Genomic DNA, 24,117 nt, shown 5'->3' on the forward strand with positions numbered 1-24,117 from the left:
GGGGCAGCGTTTCCGCCCCATTTGAAGTGTCTCCAACCCCTCGTGCTTTCGTCATGGCGAATCTCGGCCAGAAGGACGGCATCTACCTCGCCCGGTTTCGCTACGGCGGCCGTGAGTACAAGAAGAGCTTGAAGACCCGGGACCGGAAGGAGGCCGAAAACGGGCTGAAGGTCGTGGAAACCACGATTCACCGGCTGACGACGGGGACGCTGGCCGTGCCCGACGGCGTGAACCCCGGAACGTTCATCCTCTCCGGCGGCACTGCTGCTGCGACGTCCGTTGCGCCGAAGGTGCCGACGTTCCGCGTCGCAGTGGGACGATTCGAGGATCGCCAGAAGCCGCTGGTCGCGGAGTCGTACCTGAGCAGCCAAATGCTGCACCTGCGTCACTTTGGCCGACACCTCGGGGGGCGGGCTGATCAGCCGGTCGATCGGGTCACGTCCGCCGACGTGCGGGAGTTTCTGCAGATCCGCTTGAAGTCCCGCCATGCGAACACGGTCGAGCTGGAGCGCCAGACCCTGCGGCAGTTCTTCAGTTGGGCGACGGAGGAGCAGTTGACCGCGGATGATCCCGCCGCCGGCGTGAAGCGGGTGGGGGCCAAGCCCGCTCAGGAGAAATTTCACACCTGCGGAGAGATCGAAGCGATCGTGGCCCGCGGCGGACTCAGCGATGAGGAGCATCGAAAGCTCTGGGAATCTCTGTTCCTGCTGCCGGACGAGATTGGCGAACTGTTGGCCTTGGCGAAGGAGAACGCCGACGATCCCCGGAGCGCGCTGCTGCACGCGATCCCGGCCTACACCGGGATGCGGCGGGGGGAGGTTATCCGACTGGAGTGGCGGAACGTCGACCTCTCGAGCGGCACGCTCACCGCCCACAGCCGGAAGCAGAGCCGCCGGCAGAAGGAAACGCCCCGCACCGTCGACATCCACCCGGATCTTGCCAAACTGCTGGCTGCGACTGACGACGCAAGGGGGCGGTACGTCGTGCCGGACGACGACGCGACGGAGTTGAATCGGGATCGGGCCAACCGGCTGTTCTGGCAGCCCATGCGCGGCACGAAATGGCAGTTGCCCTGGAGCGGCAACACGTTCAAGGTGGGCTTCCACACCTACCGCCACTCCTTCGCCAGCAACCTCGCCATGGCCGGGATCGACCAGCGGGTCATCAACGAACTGATGGGCCACACCACCGAGGAGATGGCCAAGCGGTACCGCCACCTGATCCCGGCGAAGACGAAGGCCGCCGTCGGCGTGCTGGACTACGGAGCGGCGGCGTGACCAGTCGCGATCCCGGTACCGCCCTAGGGTTCCGTCCGAAGGCCGACGGCGGCAACGGGAAGGCCCAACCCCTCCCCCCCGAGATGGTCGCGGCGCTGCTGAGGAACGGCGGGGACGGACGGGAACGATTCGTCTGCGAGAGCGTCGGGCGGTTCGTGCTCGCCGCCGCCGACGCGGTTCCGACGGCCCGGGACGCCCTGTTCGCCGCCGTCGCCGCCGGGCAGCTTGTCGACGCCGACCTGCTCCTCACGCGCGTCTCTCTGACTCATCCTGAGGAGGCTGCCGCGGCGCCGGAGTGGACGGACGCCACGGCTCGAAGCCTGATCAATCAAGCCGCGGAAACGGTCTTGGTCGACGGCGACTTCTACCAGCCGCCGGGGTACGTCGCGGACGCGACGCTCTCCGTCGCCGCGGAGGTTCTCCGGAGAGCGGAACTGCGGCTCGACCGCACTGCCTGCCGGAATTTCCTCGACGACTACGACCGGAAATTCGAAGCGGCCCATCTCGATTTCCCGAGGGTCGGTGGCAAAACGCACCTGCCGCTCTCACAAGGACTGGTCAAGCGCGGCGATTCCGGCGAGTTGGCGGTCTCGCGTGACCAGGAGCGGGCGTTCCTGAAGGATCGCCTCGACAAACTCAACGACCATTTCCGGCGTCCGCTCTCGCTGCCCCCCGCCGCCGACGGAGGTCCGCCCCGCCAGGCGGCCGGGTGGGGACCGTTCGCCGCCGTGGACCCGGCGCTGCGGGCCTGGTTCGCGATCAAAGGGCTCGACCGGCTGCGTACCTCGGTGGAAATCGGTGAGTTCCGCCCGGCCGTCGACACCGTGCCGACGCTGTCGGCCGACGCGGAGCCGCCGCTGGAAGGCCCGCAAATGCTGTCAGACGAGCGCGGCGTTCGCCCCGTCGCTGTCCGATATCCGGAGTTGAATCTCCTCGCCTACCGAGCGTGGGCAGACATATATGGCCGCCGCGACTTCGAGCGGGGGGAGTTCGACGTCAAGGCATGGCGGCGGGCGGCGGGCGAACGGATAAAGTTCTTGTCCGCGGGGATAACGCGGACCTGTGCATCTCCTGAGCTGGCCGACGTCGCGGCCGAGTCGCTGATCTTCGGGCTGGGCGACGACGACGCGGTCGAGTTAGCGCAACGGCGCGGCGCCGACGGGACCGATCTGGCCGCCCGTATGTCCGGAGCCCGCGAATCCCTGCTGCAGGCCGGCTGGAACGGGTTCGCCGCGAACCTCTCCATCGACCCCTACGAGTACCTGCCCCGCGTCGCCGGACTCGACGAGTCGTCCCCGTTCGAGGAATATAAAGAGGCGTCGAAAGCCTTCCGGGCGGTGTTGCCGGGCGGGGGCGGCTTCGGCGCCTCGGCGTTCCACGTCTTTACGAGCGACCGTGGCGGGGAGAACCGCGAGGTCATGTTCCGCTTCCTCGCAAAAACGGCGGCGGAGTCAGGCGACGCCGCCGCCCCCGCACGCGTCGAGCGCTTTCGCCAATCCCCGAAGGCCGCCGCGGCGGCACTGCGGGAGCCCGTGTGCGGGGCGGGCGGCGCCCCCGCCGGGCCCGTGGCGTGCTGGATGCGGTGCCCGGCGGGCGTGACGCTGACGCGCGGGGAGATCCTTGCGGCGACGGTCTTCGAACTGGAGAGGGCGGGCGCCCGGCCCTCGGGGCTGTTAGCCGACGGCGTACTCTGCCGCCCGCCGGACGAAGACCCCGCCGACGGCGTGCTCCGCTGTCGAAAGGCCGCGGCCACGGCTCTGGGAACGCCGCTCCCCCGAGTGGAGACGCAGATCCGTCTGAGAACGGTTCCGATTTTCTGATCGCCCGACGCCCACGGGGCGTTGACGCGGCATGACGTAACGGTATCTTTCAATGCCCGGTCCCCGCGTTCCGCCAATGCGGGGGTTACCGGTCTCTCCAGCCGCAAGGCCGGAGTGAGTCCCATTCGGCGGATCGTGAAGACGGGTACTAGCCCCGCACGATCTCTTTCTGCACCGACGCTTCTCGTCGGCGGCTCTCTCGTCTTCCGGTCCGCGTGGATCCTATTCCCGCACCGAGGAAGACCAGTGCCCGTTTCCCCCTCCTTGGCCGACGCGATCGCGTCGACCCCACCCGCCGAGTTGGCGAGCGAAATCGTCTCGATCAAGCAGATGGTCTGCGAGCTGGTCGAGCACGCCCGCGGCAAGGCCAAGCCGCTGCTGACCGTGGAGGAAGTCGCCGCCGAAGTCGGCCGGGCGCCGTACACGGTTCGCACCTGGATCAACAACGGCCGCCTGAGTGCCACCCGCGTGCACGGCACCGGCCCACGCGGCCGGCTGCTGGTGCGCCGCGAAGACCTCGAAGAACTGCTCGCCGACGGCTGAGCGGGCCCCGAGCCCGCTCGAACGCTGCGCCGCCGGCCTGAAGCCCGCGGCGCCCCCGAACCCCCGGCGCCGGACCCTCGCGGTCGGCCCCGAGCCTCCCCTTGCTCCCGCTCCGCGGGTGCTCCACCCACGTCTCCCCAGGAAGTTCCAGATGCAACTCTCCACCAAGACCGCCATGACTCAGACCGGACTGACCGCCCGGGCCAACGCCTTCGCCGCCTGCGCCGGGACGATGGCGTTCCGGATCCGCCGGGACGTGTTCTTCGACCAGGTCACCGGCCTGATCGCGTTCGCCGACAACAACCCGGACGAGGGCCGGCCCGAGCGGCTGTCCGCCCTGCGGGAGAGGCTCTCCGCCGAGGGCGTCGTCGAGCGGGCCGTCGGCGGGTACGGCGACCCGGAAGACGATCACCCGTCCTACGCCATGCCCTACACGGTCGTGCTGCTGCTCGAAGTCCCCGTGAAAGACGGGATGAGCCGGCGGAGCGGCGTGTGGCCGGTGCGGGACGCGGTTCAGGCGACCGTCGGCGAGATCGGCCTCACGCACGTCGGCTAGTCCGAGTCGCCGCCTGACTACCCGTCGCCCCGTACCGACGGCGTCGTCGCCCTTTCCGGGCGCGGCGCCGCCGGACGGGGCCTTCGGGGTGCCGCCGGAGCACACCGCCCCAAGACCGGCGCCGTCACAACGTTCCCTGCTGAAACGCGAAACGACCCCAGATGAAATCCACCACGACCACCCTCGCCGCGCCCCCGCCCCCCGAACCGGCGGCGAGCCCGATCGTCGACCCCAGTTACGACCGCCCGGACCCGGTCGGCCCCGACACCGCCGGGGCCGAGATGGAGTTCTATTACGCCTCCAGTCCGTTCGGCGTCCACGACCACGAACTCTGGGAGAGGCCCCGCAAGTTCTACAACGAAGAACGGCCCGTCCACCGGAGCGTGCATCCGTATCCGTGGTTCGGCGGCGTCGAGGTGTACGACAACTTCGCCGCCCCGGCCCGGCACCTCGCGATCAACGAGTTCGAGGCCGCCGTGTATCGGGCGGGCGGGATCGTCACGCACCGGAGCGCCTCCGTGGAAGAAGGCCCGCTCAAGTGCTACCCGCACGCGCTCTTCGGCCGCCCGGACGGCGACGGCTGGACGGTGTTCTGGCTGATCTCCCTGCTGCCGGAGCACACGGTGCGCGAGCTGGTCGAGAAGCACCTCGGCCCGCTGGACGTGCCGTGGGGGGGCGTCCCCGCCGCGTAGTCGGCCTTCGGCATTCCTAAGCCCCGCCGCCCCGTACCGCCGCCCTGCCGCTCCCTCACGGGGCGCGGGCGGCGGACGGGGTCTTCGGCGTGCCGGCGGAGCGTCGCGTTCTGCAGCCGACGCCGTCCTCCATTCTCGATCACTCGATCCAACTGAGGTTCTCCATGAACACCACCTATGCACCGCCCCCACGCCCCTCGGCCGGCGGACCGGTCCGTCCGGCTCGCAGCCACCGGCCCGGGCCGTTCACGCGGCATCGGCACCAAAGCTCGCCGCCCGAGGCGCCCCGCCCGAAGCTGGCCGTCCGCACCCTCCGCCGCGGCGCCCGCGACGCCACCCTGGCGCTGGTCGAGTTCTCGCTCCCCCGACCCGACCGCCGCCTGCCGCACCGGGCCGCGGACTTCCTGAAGATGCTGGCCGCCGACGAGCTGCGGGTCCTGTACGCCGCCGGGGCGGACACGAATGACCCGGCCGCCGGCTCCCACATCGGCTTCACCGTGCTGGCCGAGGCGCCGGGCAAGTCGCCGGAGGAGCTGACGGCGCTGCTGACCGAGCAGGCCCGCGATCTCCTCGGCGGCGACCTCGAGACCGTCTGACGGTCCAGGTCAACAAAACCTTCTGGGCCACCGCCGGGGGCCTTCAAGTCCCGGCACTGACTGCAACGCACCCGCGTCGCCCGCCCACGCTCTTGCCGGGGCCGGGGGGCGACGCGGGCGCTCCTCAACGACTTCCATGTTAATTGACAGATCTGCGGGGCGCGACCCCGCCGCAGCCGACGGCGTCTTCGACGACGTCCGCACCGCCGAGCGGTTCTACGCGAACCTCGGCTGGGTCACGCTGCCCACAAAGCCGGGCGAGAAACGCCCATTCTTGCCCTACGCCGATCGCCGCGACGCCGGCACGGTGACCACGCCCGAGGAGGCGAAGCGGTGGTGGGGGATCAGCCCCCACTACGGCGTCGCGATCGGCCTGGGCGGCGACGGGCCGACCGTAGTCGACGTCGACTCCGCCGCCGCCGGCGCGGCGCTGGCGGACCGGCTGGGCGGCACGCCGGGCACCTGGACGGTGGACAGCGGGTCGGCCGACCCGGACCGGTTCCACCTGTACTTCGAAACCCCGCCGGACCTGCCGGCAGCGGCCAAGATCACGCCGTGGCATGCCGAACTGGAGTTCCGCGGCGGCGGCGGGCTGATCCAGGGGGCGCCGTCACTGCACCCGTCCGGCGACCGCTATCGCTGGCGTGACGGCCGGTCCCCGCTGGATCTGCCGCTCGCCCCGCTGCCGGCGGCGATCGCCGCGGAGTTCTACGCGGACGCCGAGCGCAAGGCCGTCGGGACGCACCGTTCCGCCGGCGCCCGGCCGGTCACCGCCGCCCCGCCGACGGCGATGACCGCCGCCTACCGGCTGCGGGTCGAACACCTGCCCGGCGTCTGCCGGACCACCAAGCGGTTCTTGCTGGGCGAGTTCGCCGAGGGGCCGGACTGGAACGGCCGGCTATTCCGCGCCGCCTGCGATCTCGCCGGCAACGGCCGCGACGACGCCTGGGCCGAGGCCGCCCTGCTGCTGGGCGCGGCCCCGTGGGACGCCGCCCAGGAGGAGAAGGCCCTCGCCACGATCGAGAGCGCCCTGTCGCAGCCCCGGTCGCCGGCGGTCGAGCGGCCCGACTTCGCCGCACAACTCCGCCGCCGGGCTCTCTGAGCGGCCTGCTACGCCGACCATTTACCACCGTTTCTCATGACGCTCAACGCGAAAACAATGCCCATGTCCTCTCCCACGCTCCGGCTGCACACCGACCAGCCAGACGCACCGCCCGCCGAAGGGGCGTCGCCCCGCGAGGAGGCCCCGGCCTGCGACCTGCTGTTCATTCCCTCGCTCCCCCACCCCGGCCACCTGGTCGGCTCGGTGCTGGACCCGGACGGCGAACCGCTGCACGCCGGAACCCTTGACCCGAACGACGTCGACTCCGTCGCCGCGTTCTTGACCGACGCCGAACGAGCCGCCGCCGACAACGGCCTGACGTTCGACGCCCGAGCCGGGCGGAGGGAGGCGCTGCGGGCCGGACTCGAGCTCAACGCCGGCGCGGCCCCCGCAACGACGGCGGCCGGGCCGGCCCCGGACGCGGTGCTCGACGCCCTGCAGCTTCAGGTGATCGCGGAGACGGCCGGCGGGGCGGCGCTCGTCTACAGCAAGCGGACCGGCAAACTCTCGCCGCTCCCTAACTTGGGTCGGCTGAAAAAGGCCGACCTGGTGCAGGTCGCTGGCCCGCCGGCGACGACGCTACTGGAGAAGCCGAGCTCCGACCGCCGGCCCGGCCAGTACCTCTTCGGTGAGGCGGTCCAGGCGATCGCCACCGCCGCCAGCGAGGCCCCCCGCCAAGAGGCCGGCAACGTCTGGGGTCAGGGCGTCTGGCGGGCCGGCGAGGAGCTGTTCGTCGTCAACGGCGACGTTGTCCTCTGCGGCGACCCGGACGGATCCTGGGCGGAGTACGCCGGGCACCGGGTCGGCGGGAAGGCGCTCGCCCGGGACCGGTCGGCCGCGTGGGCCCCCGCCGACCTGCTCGACCGCCTGCTTTCGGCCAGCGATACCGACGCCGCCGATCAGCTTGCGAGACTGCAAACTGCCGTCCGCGAGTGGTCCTGGCTCCGCCCCGGCGACGCCGACGCAGCGGCGGGCCTGATCGCCGCCGGGTACGTGCCGGGGACGCTGTCCTGGCGGCCGCTGGGGGAGATCGTCGCCACGAGCAACAGCGGGAAAAGCGTGTTGGTCCAGCGCCTACTGCTGCCGCTGTGGGCCGGGCCGTCCGGCCGGGCGGTCTGGATCAACCCGTCGACCGAGGCCGGGCTGCGGCAGCACATCGACAATACCGCGATGGCCTACGTGGCCGACGAGTGGGACAGCTGGGGGAAGCACGGGGAGCGGGTCCAGCAGTTCCTGCGGAGCGCCGGCCGGGGGGGCGTCACGCTCCGCGGCACGCCCGGCGGGAAGCCGCTGTCGACCCGGTGCGACTCGATGGTGCTGCGGGTTGGCGTCCACGGCCTGCGGGGCGCCCCGCAGGACGAAAACCGCCGGATGGTGATCAACATGGCCGCCCCGCCGGTGCACCGCCTGCCGGACCTGCCGCCGGAGTCGGAGTTGCACGAGTTGCGGGCCGGGCTGATCGTCTCGGCGGTCCGCCTCGCCCGCCCGGCCGACGCCCTGATCCAGTCCTTGAACGGCGTGACGGTCGAGGGCGTGCACACGCGAGTGGCAGAATCGTTCTCGGTCGCCGCGGCGTTCCTGACGGTCTTCAAGCACGGCGCGGGCGCCAGCCGCGATCAGGCCGAGGCCCGCCTGCTGGGTCTGCTGGAAGGCCGGGCCGGGGAGCTGGACACCGTCACCAACGAGGAGTCGATCCTGCACGCCATGATGTCCGCCCCGGTCCGGCTGAGCGGGTCGCTGAAGGAGCTCCCCGGTTCCGACCGCGACTCCCGCCCGACGGAGTATCCGCTCGGCCGCCTGCTCGGGGCGGAGGCCGGCGTGAAGTTCTTTACGGGGGTCGCCCGGGTGGACCTGCGGCATCGGGAGGTTCGGCGGGAGTTGGCGGCGAGGGGATTCCGTGTGTTCCACGACCAGGCCGAGCAGGGGGAGCCCCGCATCTTCGTGGTCGGCAAGGTGGTGTGCGAAAAGGTGCTGAAGGGCACTCGGCACGAGCACGCGGACCTCAACCAGATTCTCCGCCGGGTCGACGGGGCCGAAGCATCCAAGCAGCGGCTTGGCCCCGGGCTGCCGTCCCTCAACGGCGTGATCGTGCCGCTGGAGGCCTTCGACATCGCGGTGGTGGAAATGGAGGGCCGCGAAGGCGACGCGTCCTGACCGTCGCCGGCCCAGCCCCCGACTCCCTCCGCGGGGGCCGGGGGTTTCTTTTTTGTCGAGCGGACCATCAAGTTCCATGCTTCGGGGGAGCTCTCGATCTGCACGATCGCCGGCCGGACGAAGGCGGCGGCCGGTGCATCGTTCGTCTTTGATCGAGGTGCTGCGGGCGGAGCGTCGCGGGCACACCACGTCCCCCACACCCAGACTGAGGATCCGTCAGGCTCCGACACCGCCGAGCCTCGACGCTGTCAGGCGCTCCTTGCCCCGTGCGAGTTGGCAACGGGACGGCGGCGTATAAAGGAATGAATCGCGAGTCGGCATTGCAGCGGGGCGCCGAACTCAAGCAGATCGGGCGTTCACCCGATCGCCTCTCCGGTTCGGGTCGGATCGTGCGCCGGGGCGAGGCCGCAGGAGTTTTCCAAAGCGGCTGCTCTCGATAGGGGTGCGTTTTCAGGAGGTGCCGAGAATAGAACGTGTCGAACGGTCTGGTCCGCTACGGGAGCCCCGCTCGCGTCCCTTCGAGCCTGAACACTGGCACGGCGAGGGCGAGATCCCGCGGCAATTTTTAATTGACGACGTGAGCCAGCGGGAAGGCTCCGCCGCAGTCAGCGACGCGTTATCGAACGCCCATCGACGGCGAGGACGTTCTGACGGGACTTACGCTGCGGGCTGTACTGAAACCCACACAACGATCTGTTTCGCAACGCAGCGGCCTCGCCGCTCGCCCCAACGCCCCGTCACGCCGCTGGAGGCGCCGTCGCTAAGAGGCACGGAACTGTTCGGACGATTCGTCCCACGGCGAGAACGTCTCAAGGCTCGCTGAGAACGTTCCTTCCTGCTGAACGTCGCCGGTGCGAACGAGACGATGCGTGGCCGCCGATCAACTCTGACGTTAGAACGGGGCTCCGCTCGGCATCGGGGGGCATACGCGTTGCGGTCGCCAAACGGGTTGCCCCTCAAGGAAGTCGCTGCAGGACAAATGGGCACACGAGTTGCCATCGAAGTTGCCGCCGGAAACGCTGTTCAAGTCCTACGCCGCGGTTCGGGTGACGAAGCACCTGTCGGCAGCGTTCCACCTGTTCCGGCCTGTTCCGGCCGGCCAACCACCGCCGGAACGACGCAAGCTATGCCTCTCCAAGGGTTTACTGCCTCCTGTTCCGTTGTTCCGTCGCTTTTTAAAAAGAGAGTAAGGGTGGGGAAGAAGTACAGGTGGGGGGGCTCTTCCTCGACCGGAACAGTGGAACGGCGGAACGCTCCCTAGGACCGGTGGCTGTTCATGTCGTGATGTTGGGCAGCAAGCAGAGTCACAGACGGAATCTCCCTGTGGCTCGACGGGCACTCTCCGCCGCGGGAGGTCGACAGTTTTTGTTAGCGGGGCGGTGAATGGCCGGTAGACCTCCGCCACGGCTCTCCAAGGGGACGCATGGGCCGCCGTCGCCATCCCGACCGCGGATCGATCGGCGGGCTTCGGAGGGGACGTCGGCGGGTACCAGAGGCGCGGCCCTCATGGCTTTCTCGCCATCCATGGACGGACGTTCGCCACCGGCCGCCGCCTGTGAGACGCAACGGACTTGTTCAGATGCCGACGTAGGCAGAGCGAGCGGCCCGCCGCCGCCCGGCCTTGGGCTTCGATGCTCCCGCGTCGCAGTCCGCCTTCTTCACCAGTGCAGCCACGAGGCCGGGCGTGCTCTTCACGAGTCCCCGCGGCAGGACGGCGAACAACTCGCGTCTGACGGCGTCCACATCGCTGACCTGGATGACCGGCGGCTCGCCGTCGGCGCCGGCCCGGCCCTTGGCCAGTCCCGCCGCGGCCTCGGTCACGACCCGCTGCAGGGCGTTCACGCAGTTCGTCAGGGCCTTCGCCGCCTCGGGCGAGACCCGCGTTCCCTCCGGGCCGAAGGTCCTGTACGAGTTCGGCAGGCCCAGCTTCCGGCGACGGCTGTCCGCCGCGCCGGTGGTTCGCCCCGTCGCCTTGGCGAACTCCGCGTCGGTCATCGTGAGGAGCATGGCTTCCTCGTCCTCGGCCCAGGGCTGACCGGCCTTCGAGGCGGCGTTCATCGTCATGCTTCTGCTGGGCGTCGGGCGTGTAGCGAAAGTGATCGGTCCATTGTCGCCTGGCAGAATGCCTGCGCAAGCCGGCAGGGTCTCTGGCAGGGTTTGCAGGCGCACAGGGTGCTGGCTCCAGGTCCCATTTGGGTACGCCACGCCGCCGTTGCCCCTTGATGCGACCGGAGAAATCTCGCCGACCTCGAGGAAGCCAGCTTCCGCCTTTCCATAAACACCGCGGGTCGGCCTCCGGCCGCCCCGCTCGCGTGCCTCTCGATCGCTAAGCCAACTCGCTGCCGACCTCGGCGCCATGCGCCCGAGCGGCCTCGGTCCACAGCGTTGGTGCCCCGAGCGTCGTAGAGGTTGCGGCGGCGGGCGAAGCCAGACACGCCGCTCCTGCGTCGCACCGAACGTGGCCGTGCCGCCATTCACCAACAGGCTGCAGGCTTCCTGTGGGCTCACCGGCAGGCCCCGCAGGTCTTCTCGCTCTCAGGGGCCCTCGCTCTCCCCGACGCTGGCGCTGCTCGTCACGGCGGCCTGATAGGCCGAGCGTTGCGGCAGCGACGCGCCCCTGGCGTTCAGCAGGCGATCTCCCCGGTTCGTTCGGCCCTAACGGCCCGCTGCGATGCGGACGAGCGGGAGGTCGATCTACCAAAGGTCAGCCCCCCAATCGAGACCGCGTCGGCCCTGACAGTGTCGTGGGTCCCGACCATCGGCGGCGTCAGGAGTTTCGCCCCGGTTGCTGACGTGCGCCGACGATCCAATGCCGCGTCGTCCGAGAGAGCCCTCGCGGACATGGACAACCCGTCCACTCCTCGGCTCTCAGGCCCACTTCTAACGCCACATCAGTTACTGACGAGATCGTCGACCTGCATTGTGTTCGCTGACCAGAACGCACGGAATTGGATCTTCTGTTTCGCGAAACGTAACGTGATTCCCGATAGCGGTGCGGCGGCGGGGTGCGGCGCCATAGGCTGTCTGGCATGCCCTCCGCCAGTCCCGCAGACGATCCATCGCCGAATGCCCAGAAGCAGCGTGCGGACAGGCCGAAGCGGAAGCCCCGTTCGGCTCGCCGATCAGCGCCGGAGGGGCCGCACGCGGCGTTGGCGAAGCGGGTCGCGGCGACGCTGCTCACGCTGCACGGCAGCCAGTCCGCCGCGGCCCGGGCCTGGGGCGTGCCGCAGCCGCGAATCAGCGACGCCCTAGACGGCAAGACCCCGCCCGCGGTGTGGCTGCTACAACGACTGGCGGCGGAGGGGGCGGACGTCACCGCCCTGCTGACCGGCGAACCGGCGCCGGCCATGGCGATCCCGCTCGTCGACCGGTTCCTCGCCGAACGTTCGGCCGGGGCGACCATGCTTGGCGCACATCACGTCCCAGCGGAGTTCGTCGCCGTGGGAACCTACGCCGTTCGGTTGGACCGGGTGTTGGCCGAGGCGACCCTGGGCGGGACGGCGGCGAACCGGCCGCGGGCGTGCGACACGGTGGTCGTCGTGACCGACGTCGAAACCGTCCTGACCGTGGCATGGGAGGCGAACGAACCCAACACTCGCCGGTCCCGGAAGCGGGTCTCGCTCCCCCCGCCGGTGGTGCTGATGGGCGACGTACCGACCCTGTCGCTGGCGCACCGGGTCCGCTTGACCGGGCGGGCGGAGGGGGCGTCGTTCAAACTTCCGCTGAGGACCGACCCGCCGGCCGACGCCGCCGGTCTTCCCGGACCCGCCGCGGGGGCGCTGGAGGCGGTCGGCTTCGTCGTGTCCCGCACCGGCCCGCTCTCGAGGTAACTGGCGTTTCGATCGAAGCACGCTCGCCCCCGTCCAGTAAAGGACCCAGCGAAGGCGAGGGTTGTATCCCTCGAACCCATTCGTGCCCGCCTGACTGTTGCCCATCCGGCCGGTCCCGCCGCCTCGCAGCAGGCGCCGCGGCGGCGGGGCGGATTTCCAGCACGAACCGAGAGCGAAACCTGAGGCGCCCCGGCGGCCGCCTCCCGCCGCCCGTCAGGATCCCGCCGGCCGAACCGCCGTCAGCCGCCGTCCCACTCCCCCGGACCGCTCCGACAGGTCGCGCCGCACGTGCCACGCCGGCCTTGGCGACGAACGAGCCGAAGTTGGCGGACTTGCGAACGCCGCAGCCGGGGCGACCGCGGCGGGCGCTCGCGGTTCTGGCTTCTCCCACTGCTCGCCGGATCGACGGCGGCTGTTTTGCGGTATGGGAACCTCCGTCTGCCGCAGTCCTCCCGCCGCTGCCGGTTCCGTCGACGCCATGTGGCCTGACGCTTGGGCGAAGAGTTCCGCTCGATGGCGACTCTCAGGTGGCTCGCCTGGCGACCCTTGCTAGCGGAGGTATCCGGAAGGAACCTCTCGCGGACCGACGCGGTCGTCGGCCGGCATGCGTTGGAGACCGCCCCTTCGCCACACCGAACCGGACCGCTCCCTGATGCAACGGCTCGCCCATTACGCCCTCGACCTGCCCGACGGCGGTGACAGCGGCTTCCAAGAGACGATCAGAGTCGTCGAGGACTGGCTCGCCTTCCGGAGAGCGAACGACGGCTCGCCCCCGAAACGGTCCGTCGGGAAGCGCCGGGAACACCGCCGGGTCCGTTGGACGATCCGCCAGCCGCACGAACGCGGGTTCCAGTGCGAGACCGTCGTCACCGTCTCGCAGGCGGAACGGGACGTCGGGCTGACGTTCGACTTCTCCCAGGACGGGCCGCCTTTCCGCACCAGCCCCGTCAAGTTCTACAGGCCCCGCCTGATCGAGGACCTGGTACGCGGCCCGCTCACGTGGATGTCCGCCGGCGCTCCCGTCCGGCGGGAGCCCGAAACGTTCAGGGGGCGTCAGGCCGGCCGCCGACTGTCACAGATCCTGTTCGACGAACGCAGGGTCTTTCCGGTCGTCGTGTTTTCCGAGGTCAGCGGCGGGTTCCCGGAACACGACCTCGATCGGGTGGTCGCGTCCGACCTGCTGGCGCTCGCCCGCGTGGTGCGCATCGACACGGCGGCCGGCTGGGGAGTTGTCGGCGAGGGCGACAGTCGATTGTCGTGCTTCGGCGGCGCCGTACGCCTGTTCTGGCCTAACGCGACGGCCGGCGACTCTCCCTCGGATCACCCGCTCTGGAATCCGTCGGTCCCGCGAAAGCGACTTCGGCGGGAGCTGAGGGAGTTGATCTTCCCGACGAGCTGCGTCATCGCGAACCGGTCGGCGGCGGACGACGCCGTCCGGGGCGTGCTCCGCGCGGAGCGGCAGGAGGAGCAGCAGGCCGCACTGCGTCGTGCGCGTGCCCAGGGGGTCGACGAAGGCCGTGGCGAGACTGACGATCTGCTCGAAGCGGCCGTCTCCGCGGAAGACCGGGCCGACGCCGCGGAGGAACTCGTCAAGCAACTCAAGACCGAAGTCTTCGGCCTTAGGCAGCAGATCGTCGGCCTTCTCAAAAAACAGGGCGAAGGGAGAGGCTCGGCAAACATTCCGCCCTCCGCGCCGACCTCGGTCGCCGAGGCGGTCAGGCGGGCGAGAGAACAGTTTTCGGAAGACCTCCTGTTCGGGAAGGACGTCGAGCGGGGCGCAGCGGACCTCGACCCCGGCGCCGGCCCGCCCGAGAAGATCCTGAAGTATCTCTCCGTGCTGGCCGATTTTTCTCGGCGGCGGTCCGGCGAGTCCGCCCTGGGGCAGGACCCCGTCCGCTGGCTCGCGGAGCGTCTCGGCGGGAGCGGGGCCGTCTCCGGCGAGTCTGAGAGCGGAAAGAACGATCCGCAGCTGGCACGAAAAACGACCTTCCACGACGGAGAGACACGTCGGCGGTTCTTTTTCCACCTGAAGGTTTCCGACGGCACGGCACCCAGCCGGTGCGTCCGCATCTACTTCGAGCCGACGACGAGCCCGGTGATCGTAGGGTGGGTCGGGCGGCACCCGTAATGGCCCTCCGTCCGACGATCATCATCGGCCGAGGCGGCCGAGCCGTGGGCCGGGGGCAGGGCGGGCCCGTTCGCCGACTGACGCCCCGGCAAGCACAACCTGGCCTGTCCTCGTAGGGCTGCGATGGCCTCGGCCCAGTGCCGCCCGTCAGTCGGTGGTGGGCGCTGACCCCTGGAGCAAAACGGTAAGCAGTACGGCCGTCGTCCCCCCGAACGGCTCCGCCGGACGGCGCCTGTGCCGCGGCGAGACGGGCCAGCTGACGGGCCCGGAGCACGTCGTCGTCAGCGACTTCAACCCAAATGACGAGTCACAGTACAGCAGCTTGGAGGTGGCGATCCTCTCCCGTTACCCGCTGACGGACGCCGTGGAGTTCGACCGCGGCACCGACGGCAACAGCCGGCCCGGCTACCCGCCGGAGCGGAAACTGGAACGGGTGGACATGGACGGGATCGCCGACATGGGGGTGGGCCGCGGGTTCCTCGCCGCGGACGTGCCCGCCTCGGGCCTCGTGGTGGCCGTGACGCACCTGAAGTCGTCCTCCGGCCGATCGGGCGACCCGGACCGCGACGACGCCCGCAAGCGGGAGCTGGTCGCCGCGGCGATGGCCCGGCACGTCGCCGAGCGGCTGGCGGCCGACCTGTTGGACAATGCCCCTTCATGCTGCGGAGGGAGGCTAAAAGCGGCCTACGGCACATTCTCGGCAACACCCTCAAATAGCCCGCCGCGGGGGCCGATCCAAGGGCGACGCTGCCGGCGACTTCCGGCTACGAGCGTCTCGTGAAGCGTCGCGTGGTGGGGCCGAGCCGATCGCGGTCCCGGCATAAACCTCCGTCGTTCGGTCCCGCTCGCCTTCCTCCCGCTCGCCGTTGGCTGCTCGCCTGACGCCGTTCCCGGCTCGGCGGCCCCGGCACCGGTTCCTGCGTCCGCCGGGGCGGTCGCTTTGCCATCCCCCGTCACGCCGGCCGCCCCTCAGAACGCCTCCGCTCCGCGAACCCACACCGACCCGGTCTCGCGGTCGGGAAGAACGGGGGGGATCGTCAGGCCCCGGAAGGCACCGGGCGCGGCGGGCCTTGCAGGCGCGGGCCGGGGATCGCGGAGCGATCTTCGGGGGGGAACGCGTCGGGGGCGGGCTCGGCGACGACGAGTTCGTCGTGCGTGCCGCGCGGACCGCCGCCGAGTTTACGAAGGGTTGTGTAGAAGACCGGCGTGAGGACCAGCCCGAACAGCGTCACGCCGACCATGCCGGCGAAGACCGCGGTGCCCAGCGCGACCCGCATTTCGGCCCCCGCGCCGGTGGCGAGCACGAGCGGCAGAACGCCCAGGACGAAACTGAAGGCGGTCATCAGGATCGCCCGGAACCGCAGGCGACAGGCTTCGATCGCCCCCTCCACTCGATTCCTCCCCTGTTCCTCCAGTTGAGCGGCGAACTCGACGATGAGGATCGCGTTCTTGCAGGCCAGCCCGACGAGCACCACCAGCCCGATCTGCGTGAGGATGTTGTTGTCCAGCCCGCGGAACCAGACGCCGCCGAGCGCCGCCAGCAGGCTCATCGGGACGATCAGCACGATCGCCAGCGGGAGGATGAGGCTTTCGAACTGAGCCGCCAGGGCGAGGTAGACGAACAGCACGCAGGCGCAGAACACGGCGATCTGTTGGAACGTCGTGACCTGTTTCTGCTGGTAGGCGATGTCCGTCGCCTCGTAGCTGAAGCCCGGCGGAAGCATGTCGCGGGCGATCCGCTCCACTTCCTGAAGCGCCTGCCCGCTGGAGACGCCGGGGGCGGTGTCGCCGTTGAGGTCCGCGGCCGGGTAGAGGTTGTACCGCACCACGCGGTCCGGCCCGCTGCGGAGCTCGACGTCCGCCAGCGAGCCCAGCGGCACAGGGTCGCCGGCGGCGTTGCGAGTCCGCAGCCGGGCGATGTCTCCCGGTTCGTCGCGGAACTCCTCCTCCGACTGCACGTTCACCTGGTAGGTGCGGCCGCCGAGATTGAAGTCGTTGACGAACAGGCTGCCGAGGTAGACCTGCATCGTTTCGAACACGTCGCCGACCGCCACGCCGAGGATCCGGGCCCGCTCCCGGTCGAGGTCGACGTAGTACTGCGGCGTGCTGGCCCGGTAGGTGCTGAAGACCTGCGCGAGGTCCGGGTCGGCGTTTGCGGCGGCGACGATCCGTCCGACCGCCGCCTCCAGCTCCGCGGGCGTGATCTCCCCGTCACGGGCCTGGATCTGGTACTTGTAGCCGCCGCCGTTGCCTAACCCGCGGACCGGCGGCGGGGGGATCACGACGATGCCGGCGTCGGGGATCGCCGCCATCCTCGCCCGCATCTCGCTGACGATTTCGTCGAACGTCAGGCCGGCCTCCGCCCGCTCCTCGAACGGGGCGAGCACGGGGAACATCGCCGCGGAGTTACTGGCGTTCACCCGCGTCGCCCCGCTGAAGCCGGCGAAGCTCACCACGCCGGTCACGCCCTCGACCTCCCGGGCCGCCCGCACCGCGGCCTTCGTCACCGCCTCGGTGCGGTCCAGGCTCGCCCCGTCCGGCAGCTGGACCGCGAGGATGAGGTACCCTTGGTCCTGCGCCGGGATGAAACCGGTGGGGATCGTGGCGAACGAGTAATAAGTCAGCCCCAGCAGGACCGCGTAAACGCCCAGCGTGAGCCCGCTGAGGCGGATCGCCTGCTTCACCGACGCCGCGTAGGCCCCTGTGACGGCGGCCAGCGCCCGGTCGAACAGCCGGAACAGCCAGCCGAGCAGGAATTCGAAGGTCCGGTCCAGCCAGCCGTGGTGTTCGCCCCGCTTCCGCAGCAAGAGCGTCGACAGCGCGGGGCTGAGGGTCAGCGAGACGAACGTGCTGACCGCCGTGCTGAAGGCGATGGTGAGGGCGAACTGGCGGTAGAACTGCCCGCTGATCCCGCCGAGGAACGCCGTCGGCACGAAGACCGCGATCAGCACGAGCGTAGTGGCGATCAACGCCGAGCCGACCTCCGCCATCGTGGCCCGAGTGGCGTCCCGCGGCGAGAGGCCCTCCGAGAGCTTGCGCTCCACGTTCTCCACGACCACGATCGCGTCGTCCACCACGATGCCGATCGCCAGCACCAGCCCGAACAGGCTCAGGCTGTTCAGGCTGAACCCCAGCGCCAGCATCGCCCCGAACGTGCCGACCAGCGCCACCGGGATCGCCGCCGCGGGGATGATCGTCGCCCGCCAACTGCCCAAGAACAGGAACACGACCAGTACCACGAGCCCGACCGCCTGATACAGCGTGACGAACACCTCGTCGATGCTCTGTTCGATGAAGTACTTCGTCGGGTCGTAGACGATCCGGTGCTCCAACCCCGGGGGGAACGGCAGCGAGTCGGCCATCTCGTCCATCGCCTCGCGAACCTCCGCGGCCGTCTGCAGGGCGTTGGAGCCCGGCCGCTGGTTGATCAGCAGGGCGACGGCCGGGTCGTCGTTGAGGTAGCTGGCGACGGAGTAGTCCTTCGCCCCCAGCTCCACGCGGGCGACGTCCCGCACGCGGACCAGTCGGTTGCCCTCCCCGCCGCGGACGACCACCGCCCCGAACTCCTCCTCCGTGGTTAACCGGCCGAGGGTGGTGACGGGAATCTGGAACGCCCCGGCGCCCTCCGTCGGCTCCTGCCCGATCACGCCGGCGGCGACCTGCACGTTCTGCTCCCGCAGCGCCGCCACCACGTCCCCGGCGGTCATCGACAGGGCGGCGAGTTTGTCCCCGTCCAGCCAGATCCGCATCGAGTAGTCGCCCGCCCCGAAGATCCGCACGTTGCCGACGCCTTCGATCCGGCTGAGTCGGTCACGAATGTTCTGGAGGGCGTAATTCGCGATGTCCAGCTGCTCAAGCGAACCGTCCGGCGAGAGCAGGTGGACGACCAGCAGCAGGTTCGGGCTCTCCTTGGTGGTGACGACGCCGATGCGACGGACGACGTCCGGCAACCCTGGCTCCGCCGCCCCCACGCGGTTCTGGACCTGCACCTGGGCGGTGTCGAGGTCTGTACCGAGGGCGAAGGTCACGGTCAGCGTCATCGAGCCGTCGTTGGCCGACTGGCTCTCCATGTACAGCATCCCCTCGACCCCGTTCACCTCCTGTTCGAGCGGCGTGGCGACCGTGTCCGCGATCACCTCCGGGGTCGCCCCGGGGAAGGTCGCCCGCACCACGACCGTCGGCGGGGCGACCTCCGGATACTGGGCGACCGGCAGCGACGTGTACGCAATTCCCCCGCCGACGAGGATCACCACGGACAGCACGCCGGCGAAGATCGGGCGGTCGATGAAGAAGTTCGAGACGGTCATCCCGCCGCCCCCGGCCCGCTCGCCGCCGAACCGAACACTGCCGGCTCGACCGTCTGGGGCTCGACCGTCTGGGGCTCGACCGTCTGGGGGGCGACCGGCTGGGGGGCGACCGGCCCCGGCGCCTCGGCGGCGCCCGCGGTCGGCAGTTCGTACTGACCCTGGGCGTTTCGCCGGGCCCGGACGGCTCGGGCGAGGTCGAGGCGGGCGTCCCGCTCGAACGCCGCTTCGTCGATCTCGATCTCCCCGTCCGTCAGACGCACCGGCTCGCCGGGCCGCGCCTTTTGCAGGCCGCGAACGACCACCCGATCGGCGCTCGACAGTCCCTCCCGCACGACACGCAACCCGCCGATCAGCGGGCCGAGCGTCACGGCACGCGGCTCGACGGTAAACCCCCCGCCCCCGGAACCAGTGCCGTCCCCGTCGCCGTCCGCGGGCGGTCCGTCGCCGGCCAGATCTGCCCCGGCGTCCGCGGTCCCGCCCGCGGCGGCGTCCGATTCGGAACGCGGGACGACAACCAGCACCGTCGTCCCGGTCTGCCGCAGGGCGACGGCGGAGTCCGGCACGAGCGTCGCGTCGTACAGCCCGCTGCCGAGGATCTTCACCTTGGCGAACAGTCCCGGCGTCAGCAGGCCGTCCGGGTTCGGGAAGCGGAGGCGGCCGGTCATGGTGTCGGTGCCGGCGTCTAACGTGTTGTCCACGAAGTCGATCGCCCCGACGTGCGGGTACCCTTCTTCGTCGGCCAGTTGCAGCACCGCGGGGTTCTGCACGTCCCGACTGCTGGGCCGCTCCCCGCGCGCCGACTGCCGGGCGTACTTCAGGAAAGCCCGTTCCGGGGCGCTGACGAACGCGTGGACCGGGTCCTGCGAGACGACGGTCGTCAGCAGCGTCGCGTCGCCGCCTTCGCCCGCCACGAGGTTCCCCGCGTCCACCAGGTGACGCGACGTGCGACCGGCGATCGGGCTGCGGACCTCCGTGAAGGAAAGGGTCAGTTCGGCGGCCCGTTCGGCGGCCTCGGCGGCGGCGATGTCGGCCTTGGCGGTTTCGAGGGCGGCGTCGGCCCGCTTGATCTGGGCGCGGGCGGCGGCGACGGTCGCGGCGGCCTGCTTCCGCTCGGAGGCCCCGATGTCGTAGCTCTCCTGCGTCTCCACCCCGCGATCGACCAGCATGTTCATGCGGGACAACTGCGACTCCCGCAACTCGAGCTCCGATTCCGCCTGCACATTGGCCGCGACGGCCGAAGTCTTCATCGCCTCCGCTTCCTGCAGCGAGGCTCGCGCCCCGGCGAGCCGCCCCCGGGCCTCCGCGAGGGCCGCCTCGAACGGACGGGGGTCGATCGTGAACAGCAGCGCGTCTTTCTCGACCGCCGCGCCGTCGGTGAAGTGGATCTCCTGCAGATAGCCGCCGACCCGGGGGCGGATCTCGACTGTGTCCAGCGCCCGCAGGCGGGCAGTGTAGTCGTCCCACTCCACGACCTGCCGGACCAGCGGCTCCGCGACGACGACCTCCGGCGGCGGGGGAGCCTGCGGGACAGCCTTCTCTTGGCAGCCCGCGACGACGAAGCTGACGAGGACGCAGACCCCCGACGGACCCAGCAGCCTACCCCGGGGCAGACCCCCGAGCGGACGAAAACGCCCTGACGGACGGACGGACCATGGCGGGAGCATGCGGGACCGGCAGGACGGCAGGAGGGCGAACCACGTCAGATCGGGGGGGCGCGAGCGACTCCCGTTCCAACAGGCAGTTGCATGGTACTGCTGCTGCTCAGAGTTCAAGCCCGGCGGCGGATGGGCCGACTCCGCCCATCCGCCGCGCTTTTGCGAGAACGCCCGTTTCGGAGGCGTGATCTTCAGCGGACGGCGCGCTCCCGCGGGGCAGTCTTCCCTCGAGCCGCCGGTGGTATTCATCGCTCCACTCCCGCGTTCAGGGCCGTGGTCGGCGGGGACATCAACGTCGGTGAGACCGACGCCGGCAAGAGCGGCCTCGACCTCCCCGACGCCCGGACCGACGGCTACAACGACACCTACGCCCTGCTGACGCGGGGGCTGGTGGACGGCCTGCGGCTAGGGAGCCTCACCCACGAGATAGGCAGCACCGACGACGACACCCCCGGCGACGGCGTGTTCCCGTGCCCGGGCGCGGGGGCGATCGACGCGCCGTACGTCGGCGGGGCTGACCGCTCGGACGGGCTCAATGCAACCCGTAGCGGCTCATCTTGTAATGCAGCGTGCGGACGCTGACGCCGAGCAGGTTCGCGGCGCGTTCCCGATGATCGCCTGACGCGGCCAGAGCCGCCCGCACGGCGGTCTTCTCGGCCTCCTCCACCGCCTCGGCGAGCGTCGCCGGGGCGGGAGCGCCGGGGGGCGCTGTGGAAGGTGCGAGTTCCTCCGGCACGTCGTCGGCGTGGATCACGTCGTCAGGGACCGTAATCACCAGCCGCTCGACGACGTTCCGCAACTGACGCACGTTGCCCGGCCAGCGGGCGGAGGCCAACCGATGCATCGCGTCGGCCGCGACGACCTTCGGCGCCCGATTGTGGCGCTGGCAGAAGTGGGCGAGGAAATACTCCACCAACAGCGGCACGTCTCCCTGCCGCCGACGCAGGGGCGGGATTTCGATCGGTACGACGTTCAATCGATAATAAAGATCCTCGCGGAAGGCGCCGCGTTCAATCTCTGCCTGGGCGGATTTATTCGTTGCGGAGATCAGCCGCACGTCGGCGTGTAGCGTCTCCTCGCCGCCGACGCGGGTGTATTGACCCGTTTCTAGTACGCGCAGCAGGTCGATCTGGCATTTCGCCGGGATTTCCGTGATCTCGTCGAGGAACAGCGAGCCGGCGCCGGCCCGTTCAAAGCAGCCCGGCTTCCGCCGGGACGCCCCGGTGAACGAGCCTTTCTCATGCCCGAATAATTCGCTTTCCAACAGGGTCTCGGGCAGAGCCCCGAGGTTCACGGCGACGAACGGCTTTTCGCTGCGGTCGCTGAGGTCGTGCAGGGCCCGGGCGACGAGTTCCTTGCCCGTGCCGCTTTCGCCCTGGATGAGGACGGTGGCGTCGGTCGCGGCGATCTGCCGGATCTGACGCAGCACGTCGCGCATCGCCGCACACTCGCCGATGATGCCGGAGATCTCGCCGGCGTCGGCGAGGCGACGCCGCAATTCGCTGTTTTCCCGCCGCAGCCGATGACGCTCCCGGGCCTTGCGGACCTGCTGCCGCAGGAGGGCCAGGTCGAGCGGCTTGGTGACGAAGTCGAACGCCCCCGCCCGCATCGCCTCGACGGCGGTCTCCACGGCGCCATGGGCGGTGATCACGATCGCCGTGGTCTGCGGGCGGCTGCGGAGCATCTGCTCGATGAGTTCCAGCCCGTTCATGGGACTGGGCAGGCGTACGTCCGCGATCACCAGTTCGGGCGGATCGGCGCGGAACTTGGCAAGGGCCTCCTCAGCGTCGGCCGCGGTGGCGATGCGATCCGCCTCGTGGATCAGGCCCTTCTCCAGCCCGGCCCGAATGTTGGGTTCGTCGTCGACGATCAGGATGCCGAATTCGTCGTCGCTCATCGTCTGGCGTCGCTCATGAGGGGCCGCTCCGGGGCAGCGAGACCGTGAAGGTTGTCCCGCCGGGGCCGGTTCGGAAATCGAGGGACCCGTGGTGCTGGCGGACGATCTTTTCGCTGAGGGCAAGTCCCATGCCGGTGCCGGCGCTGCGGGTGGTGAAGTACGGGTCGAAGATTTGATCGCGGAACTTTTCGGGGATGCCGCCGCCGGTGTCGGCGACCTCGAAATCCACGGAGTCCGCCGTCGGCTCCAGACGCAGCGTGAGCCGTCCGCCCCCCGGCATCGCGGCGAACGCGTTGAGAATCAGGTTGAGCAGCACCTGCTCGATGCGGCCGGGGTCGGCGACGAGGCGGGCCGAGCCGTCCCGCGCATACTCTCGTTCGATCCGCACGCCGTCCCGCGTCGCCTGCGGCTCGATCAGGCGGACGAGCTTGTCCACCAGCTCCGCCCCGTCGACCTCCGTCAGCTCCAGTGTGGCGACGGAGGCGAAGTCCCGGAATCCCTCCAACACGCCGGTGATGCGTCGCGTCTCCGCGTTGAGGACGTCCAGCATTTCCCGCACCTCGGGCGTCGACCCGTCCTCGCGGAGCGCCTCGTCCAGGAGTTGAACGTGCAGCGAGAGGGCGCTCAGCGGGTTCTTGATCTCGTGCTGCAGGCCGGCGGCGAGCGAGCCGAGGCCCATGTAGCGCTCCATCCGCCGCAGCCGCTGTCCCATCAGGTGGTTCTCGGTCACGTCGCGGAGGTGCACGACCGAGCCGAGACGCCGGCCTTCGTGATCCCGCAACGGGCTGCCGTCGGCCCGCAGGTGGCGGAGGTGCCCGTCGCGTTCGACGGCGTAGTCGCGGTCGTGCAGCGGCCCCGGCTCGGCGATCGCTTCGCGGCAGAGTTCCCGCAGCGGGGCGTGCTGCGGCGGTAGCTCGTCCAGGGCGTCGCCGGGGCCGATCTCGCGCAGGTCCAGCAGTTCCCGGCCGTGCGGGTTGATGCTGAGAATCACGCCGTCGCGATCCGTGGTGATAATCCCCTGATCGATGCTGGCGAGGATATCCGCGGCCAGCACGCGAACGTTGCGCAGCGAGCGTTCGCTGCTGAGATAGGCCCGCACGAGCAGCGCGAGCGCTACCGCCGAGGCGACGATATTCAGAATCAGCAGCGCCGACAGGCGCCATTGCAGGCGCAGGTCCCCTGCTAACTCCGCGGCTTCGGGCAGATCGTCCGCCGGCAGGTGCGAGGCGAGTTCTTTGACGATCTCCTGCTCGCGACCGACGTCGGACAGGATACCCAATGTGACCAGCAGCGCGGTGAGGCTCAGCAGAGCCAGTCCGGCGACGGCCCACTGGGTGCCGCGGCTGGCCGGCGGCGGATGCTGATGAAACATGCGACGGGAGAGGCTTAGCGGTCACGCGTCGCGGGAGGTTCTGCAAGTCTTTGCAGAGGGCCTGCAAGACGCTGCAGGCGGACAGGGGTCGGGGCAACCCGTCGTCCGCGGCGCCCTCCGGCGTGCGTCGACGTCCGAAGAGGCGCCCCCCTGAGGTGTTCGCACGACGGCGCCGGCGCGGGATCATC

At 70.2% G+C, this 24,117-nt stretch carries 17 protein-coding genes; 12 read left to right on the plus strand and 5 right to left on the minus strand.

The window, feature by feature from the left end:
• The first annotated feature begins 53 nt into the window (after window positions 1-53).
• From CA12_RS12265 to CA12_RS12300, 8 genes are all read left to right on the plus strand, one after another.
• Window positions 54-1,277, plus strand: coding sequence for a tyrosine-type recombinase/integrase (locus CA12_RS12265; RefSeq protein ID WP_145359209.1), 1,224 nt, complete (start codon window positions 54-56; stop codon window positions 1,275-1,277).
• Complete coding sequence (locus CA12_RS12270; RefSeq protein ID WP_145359210.1) at window positions 1,274-3,097, plus strand: hypothetical protein; 1,824 nt, start codon at window positions 1,274-1,276, stop codon at window positions 3,095-3,097. The genes CA12_RS12265 and CA12_RS12270 overlap by 4 nt, the downstream gene beginning before the upstream one ends.
• A gap of 246 nt (window positions 3,098-3,343) precedes the next feature.
• On the plus strand, window positions 3,344-3,640 hold the full coding sequence (locus tag CA12_RS12275) for a helix-turn-helix domain-containing protein (protein WP_207621967.1): 297 nt from the start codon (window positions 3,344-3,346) through the stop codon (window positions 3,638-3,640).
• A 151-nt stretch (window positions 3,641-3,791) separates the two neighbouring features.
• A complete protein-coding gene (locus tag CA12_RS12280; RefSeq protein WP_145359211.1) occupies window positions 3,792-4,196 on the plus strand; it encodes a hypothetical protein in 405 nt (134 codons plus the stop codon).
• A gap of 161 nt (window positions 4,197-4,357) precedes the next feature.
• Entirely contained in the window at window positions 4,358-4,888 is a 531-nt protein-coding gene (locus CA12_RS12285; protein WP_145359212.1) for a hypothetical protein, read from the plus strand.
• Window positions 4,889-5,052: 164 nt separating this feature from the next.
• The gene (locus CA12_RS12290; protein WP_145359213.1) at window positions 5,053-5,484 is read left to right on the plus strand and encodes a hypothetical protein; all 432 of its coding nucleotides are present in this window, start codon (window positions 5,053-5,055) and stop codon (window positions 5,482-5,484) included.
• Between the two features lie 136 nt (window positions 5,485-5,620).
• Window positions 5,621-6,586 carry a bifunctional DNA primase/polymerase gene (locus CA12_RS12295; protein WP_145359214.1) on the plus strand — a complete coding sequence of 322 codons (966 nt, stop codon included), beginning with the start codon at window positions 5,621-5,623 and terminating at the stop codon, window positions 6,584-6,586.
• A gap of 63 nt (window positions 6,587-6,649) precedes the next feature.
• The gene (locus CA12_RS12300; RefSeq protein ID WP_145359215.1) at window positions 6,650-8,740 is read left to right on the plus strand and encodes a hypothetical protein; all 2,091 of its coding nucleotides are present in this window, start codon (window positions 6,650-6,652) and stop codon (window positions 8,738-8,740) included.
• A gap of 1,575 nt (window positions 8,741-10,315) precedes the next feature.
• On the opposite strand, the gene CA12_RS12305 is transcribed toward CA12_RS12300, so the two are convergent.
• A complete protein-coding gene (locus tag CA12_RS12305) occupies window positions 10,316-10,798 on the minus strand; it encodes a hypothetical protein (protein WP_145359216.1) in 483 nt (160 codons plus the stop codon).
• 971 nt (window positions 10,799-11,769) lie between these two features.
• On the opposite strand from CA12_RS12305, the gene CA12_RS12310 reads away from it, so the two are divergent.
• From CA12_RS12310 to CA12_RS12320, 3 genes are all read left to right on the plus strand, one after another.
• The gene (locus CA12_RS12310; RefSeq protein WP_145359217.1) at window positions 11,770-12,570 is read left to right on the plus strand and encodes a helix-turn-helix domain-containing protein; all 801 of its coding nucleotides are present in this window, start codon (window positions 11,770-11,772) and stop codon (window positions 12,568-12,570) included.
• 652 nt (window positions 12,571-13,222) lie between these two features.
• Complete coding sequence (locus CA12_RS12315) at window positions 13,223-14,698, plus strand: hypothetical protein (protein ID WP_145359218.1); 1,476 nt, start codon at window positions 13,223-13,225, stop codon at window positions 14,696-14,698.
• A gap of 157 nt (window positions 14,699-14,855) precedes the next feature.
• Complete coding sequence (locus CA12_RS12320) at window positions 14,856-15,479, plus strand: endonuclease/exonuclease/phosphatase family protein (protein WP_145359219.1); 624 nt, start codon at window positions 14,856-14,858, stop codon at window positions 15,477-15,479.
• 256 nt (window positions 15,480-15,735) lie between these two features.
• Here CA12_RS12320 and CA12_RS12325 read toward each other — a convergent pair whose 3' ends face one another.
• Window positions 15,736-19,005, minus strand: coding sequence for an efflux RND transporter permease subunit (locus CA12_RS12325; protein WP_145359220.1), 3,270 nt, complete (start codon window positions 19,003-19,005; stop codon window positions 15,736-15,738).
• The gene (locus tag CA12_RS12330) at window positions 19,002-20,669 is read right to left on the minus strand and encodes an efflux RND transporter periplasmic adaptor subunit (RefSeq protein ID WP_145359221.1); all 1,668 of its coding nucleotides are present in this window, start codon (window positions 20,667-20,669) and stop codon (window positions 19,002-19,004) included. The genes CA12_RS12325 and CA12_RS12330 overlap by 4 nt, the downstream gene beginning before the upstream one ends.
• Before the next feature lie 81 nt (window positions 20,670-20,750).
• On the opposite strand from CA12_RS12330, the gene CA12_RS12335 reads away from it, so the two are divergent.
• The gene (locus tag CA12_RS12335; RefSeq protein ID WP_145359222.1) at window positions 20,751-21,242 is read left to right on the plus strand and encodes a hypothetical protein; all 492 of its coding nucleotides are present in this window, start codon (window positions 20,751-20,753) and stop codon (window positions 21,240-21,242) included.
• Here CA12_RS12335 and CA12_RS12340 read toward each other — a convergent pair.
• Both CA12_RS12340 and CA12_RS12345 read right to left on the minus strand, forming a co-directional pair.
• Complete coding sequence (locus CA12_RS12340; RefSeq protein WP_145359223.1) at window positions 21,193-22,557, minus strand: sigma-54-dependent transcriptional regulator; 1,365 nt, start codon at window positions 22,555-22,557, stop codon at window positions 21,193-21,195. The genes CA12_RS12335 and CA12_RS12340 overlap by 50 nt on opposite strands.
• 13 nt (window positions 22,558-22,570) lie before the next feature.
• Window positions 22,571-23,929: a two-component system sensor histidine kinase NtrB gene (locus CA12_RS12345; RefSeq protein WP_145359224.1), complete on the minus strand. Its 1,359-nt coding sequence runs from the start codon at window positions 23,927-23,929 to the stop codon at window positions 22,571-22,573.
• Window positions 23,930-24,117: the final 188 nt, after the last annotated feature.

The organism is Alienimonas californiensis (assembly GCF_007743815.1).
Taxonomy (GTDB): Bacteria; Planctomycetota; Planctomycetia; order Planctomycetales; family Planctomycetaceae; genus Alienimonas; species Alienimonas californiensis.

Bases quoted from the DNA above. Each gene is read 5' to 3' on its own strand.
- CA12_RS12345 (WP_145359224.1), bottom strand. From the start codon at position 23,929: ATGTTTCATCAGCATCCGCCGCCGGCCAGCCGCGGCACCCAGTGGGCC.
- CA12_RS12315 (WP_145359218.1), top strand. From the start codon at position 13,223: ATGCAACGGCTCGCCCATTACGCCCTCGACCTGCCCGACGGCGGTGAC.
- CA12_RS12330 (WP_145359221.1), bottom strand. From the start codon at position 20,669: ATGCTCCCGCCATGGTCCGTCCGTCCGTCAGGGCGTTTTCGTCCGCTC.
- CA12_RS12265 (WP_145359209.1), top strand. From the start codon at position 54: ATGGCGAATCTCGGCCAGAAGGACGGCATCTACCTCGCCCGGTTTCGC.
- CA12_RS12290 (WP_145359213.1), top strand. From the start codon at position 5,053: ATGAACACCACCTATGCACCGCCCCCACGCCCCTCGGCCGGCGGACCG.
- CA12_RS12305 (WP_145359216.1), bottom strand. From the start codon at position 10,798: ATGAACGCCGCCTCGAAGGCCGGTCAGCCCTGGGCCGAGGACGAGGAA.
- CA12_RS12325 (WP_145359220.1), bottom strand. From the start codon at position 19,005: ATGACCGTCTCGAACTTCTTCATCGACCGCCCGATCTTCGCCGGCGTG.
- CA12_RS12310 (WP_145359217.1), top strand. From the start codon at position 11,770: ATGCCCTCCGCCAGTCCCGCAGACGATCCATCGCCGAATGCCCAGAAG.
- CA12_RS12285 (WP_145359212.1), top strand. From the start codon at position 4,358: ATGAAATCCACCACGACCACCCTCGCCGCGCCCCCGCCCCCCGAACCG.
- CA12_RS12295 (WP_145359214.1), top strand. From the start codon at position 5,621: ATGTTAATTGACAGATCTGCGGGGCGCGACCCCGCCGCAGCCGACGGC.
- CA12_RS12335 (WP_145359222.1), top strand. From the start codon at position 20,751: ATGGTACTGCTGCTGCTCAGAGTTCAAGCCCGGCGGCGGATGGGCCGA.
- CA12_RS12280 (WP_145359211.1), top strand. From the start codon at position 3,792: ATGCAACTCTCCACCAAGACCGCCATGACTCAGACCGGACTGACCGCC.
- CA12_RS12300 (WP_145359215.1), top strand. From the start codon at position 6,650: ATGTCCTCTCCCACGCTCCGGCTGCACACCGACCAGCCAGACGCACCG.
- CA12_RS12340 (WP_145359223.1), bottom strand. From the start codon at position 22,557: ATGAGCGACGACGAATTCGGCATCCTGATCGTCGACGACGAACCCAAC.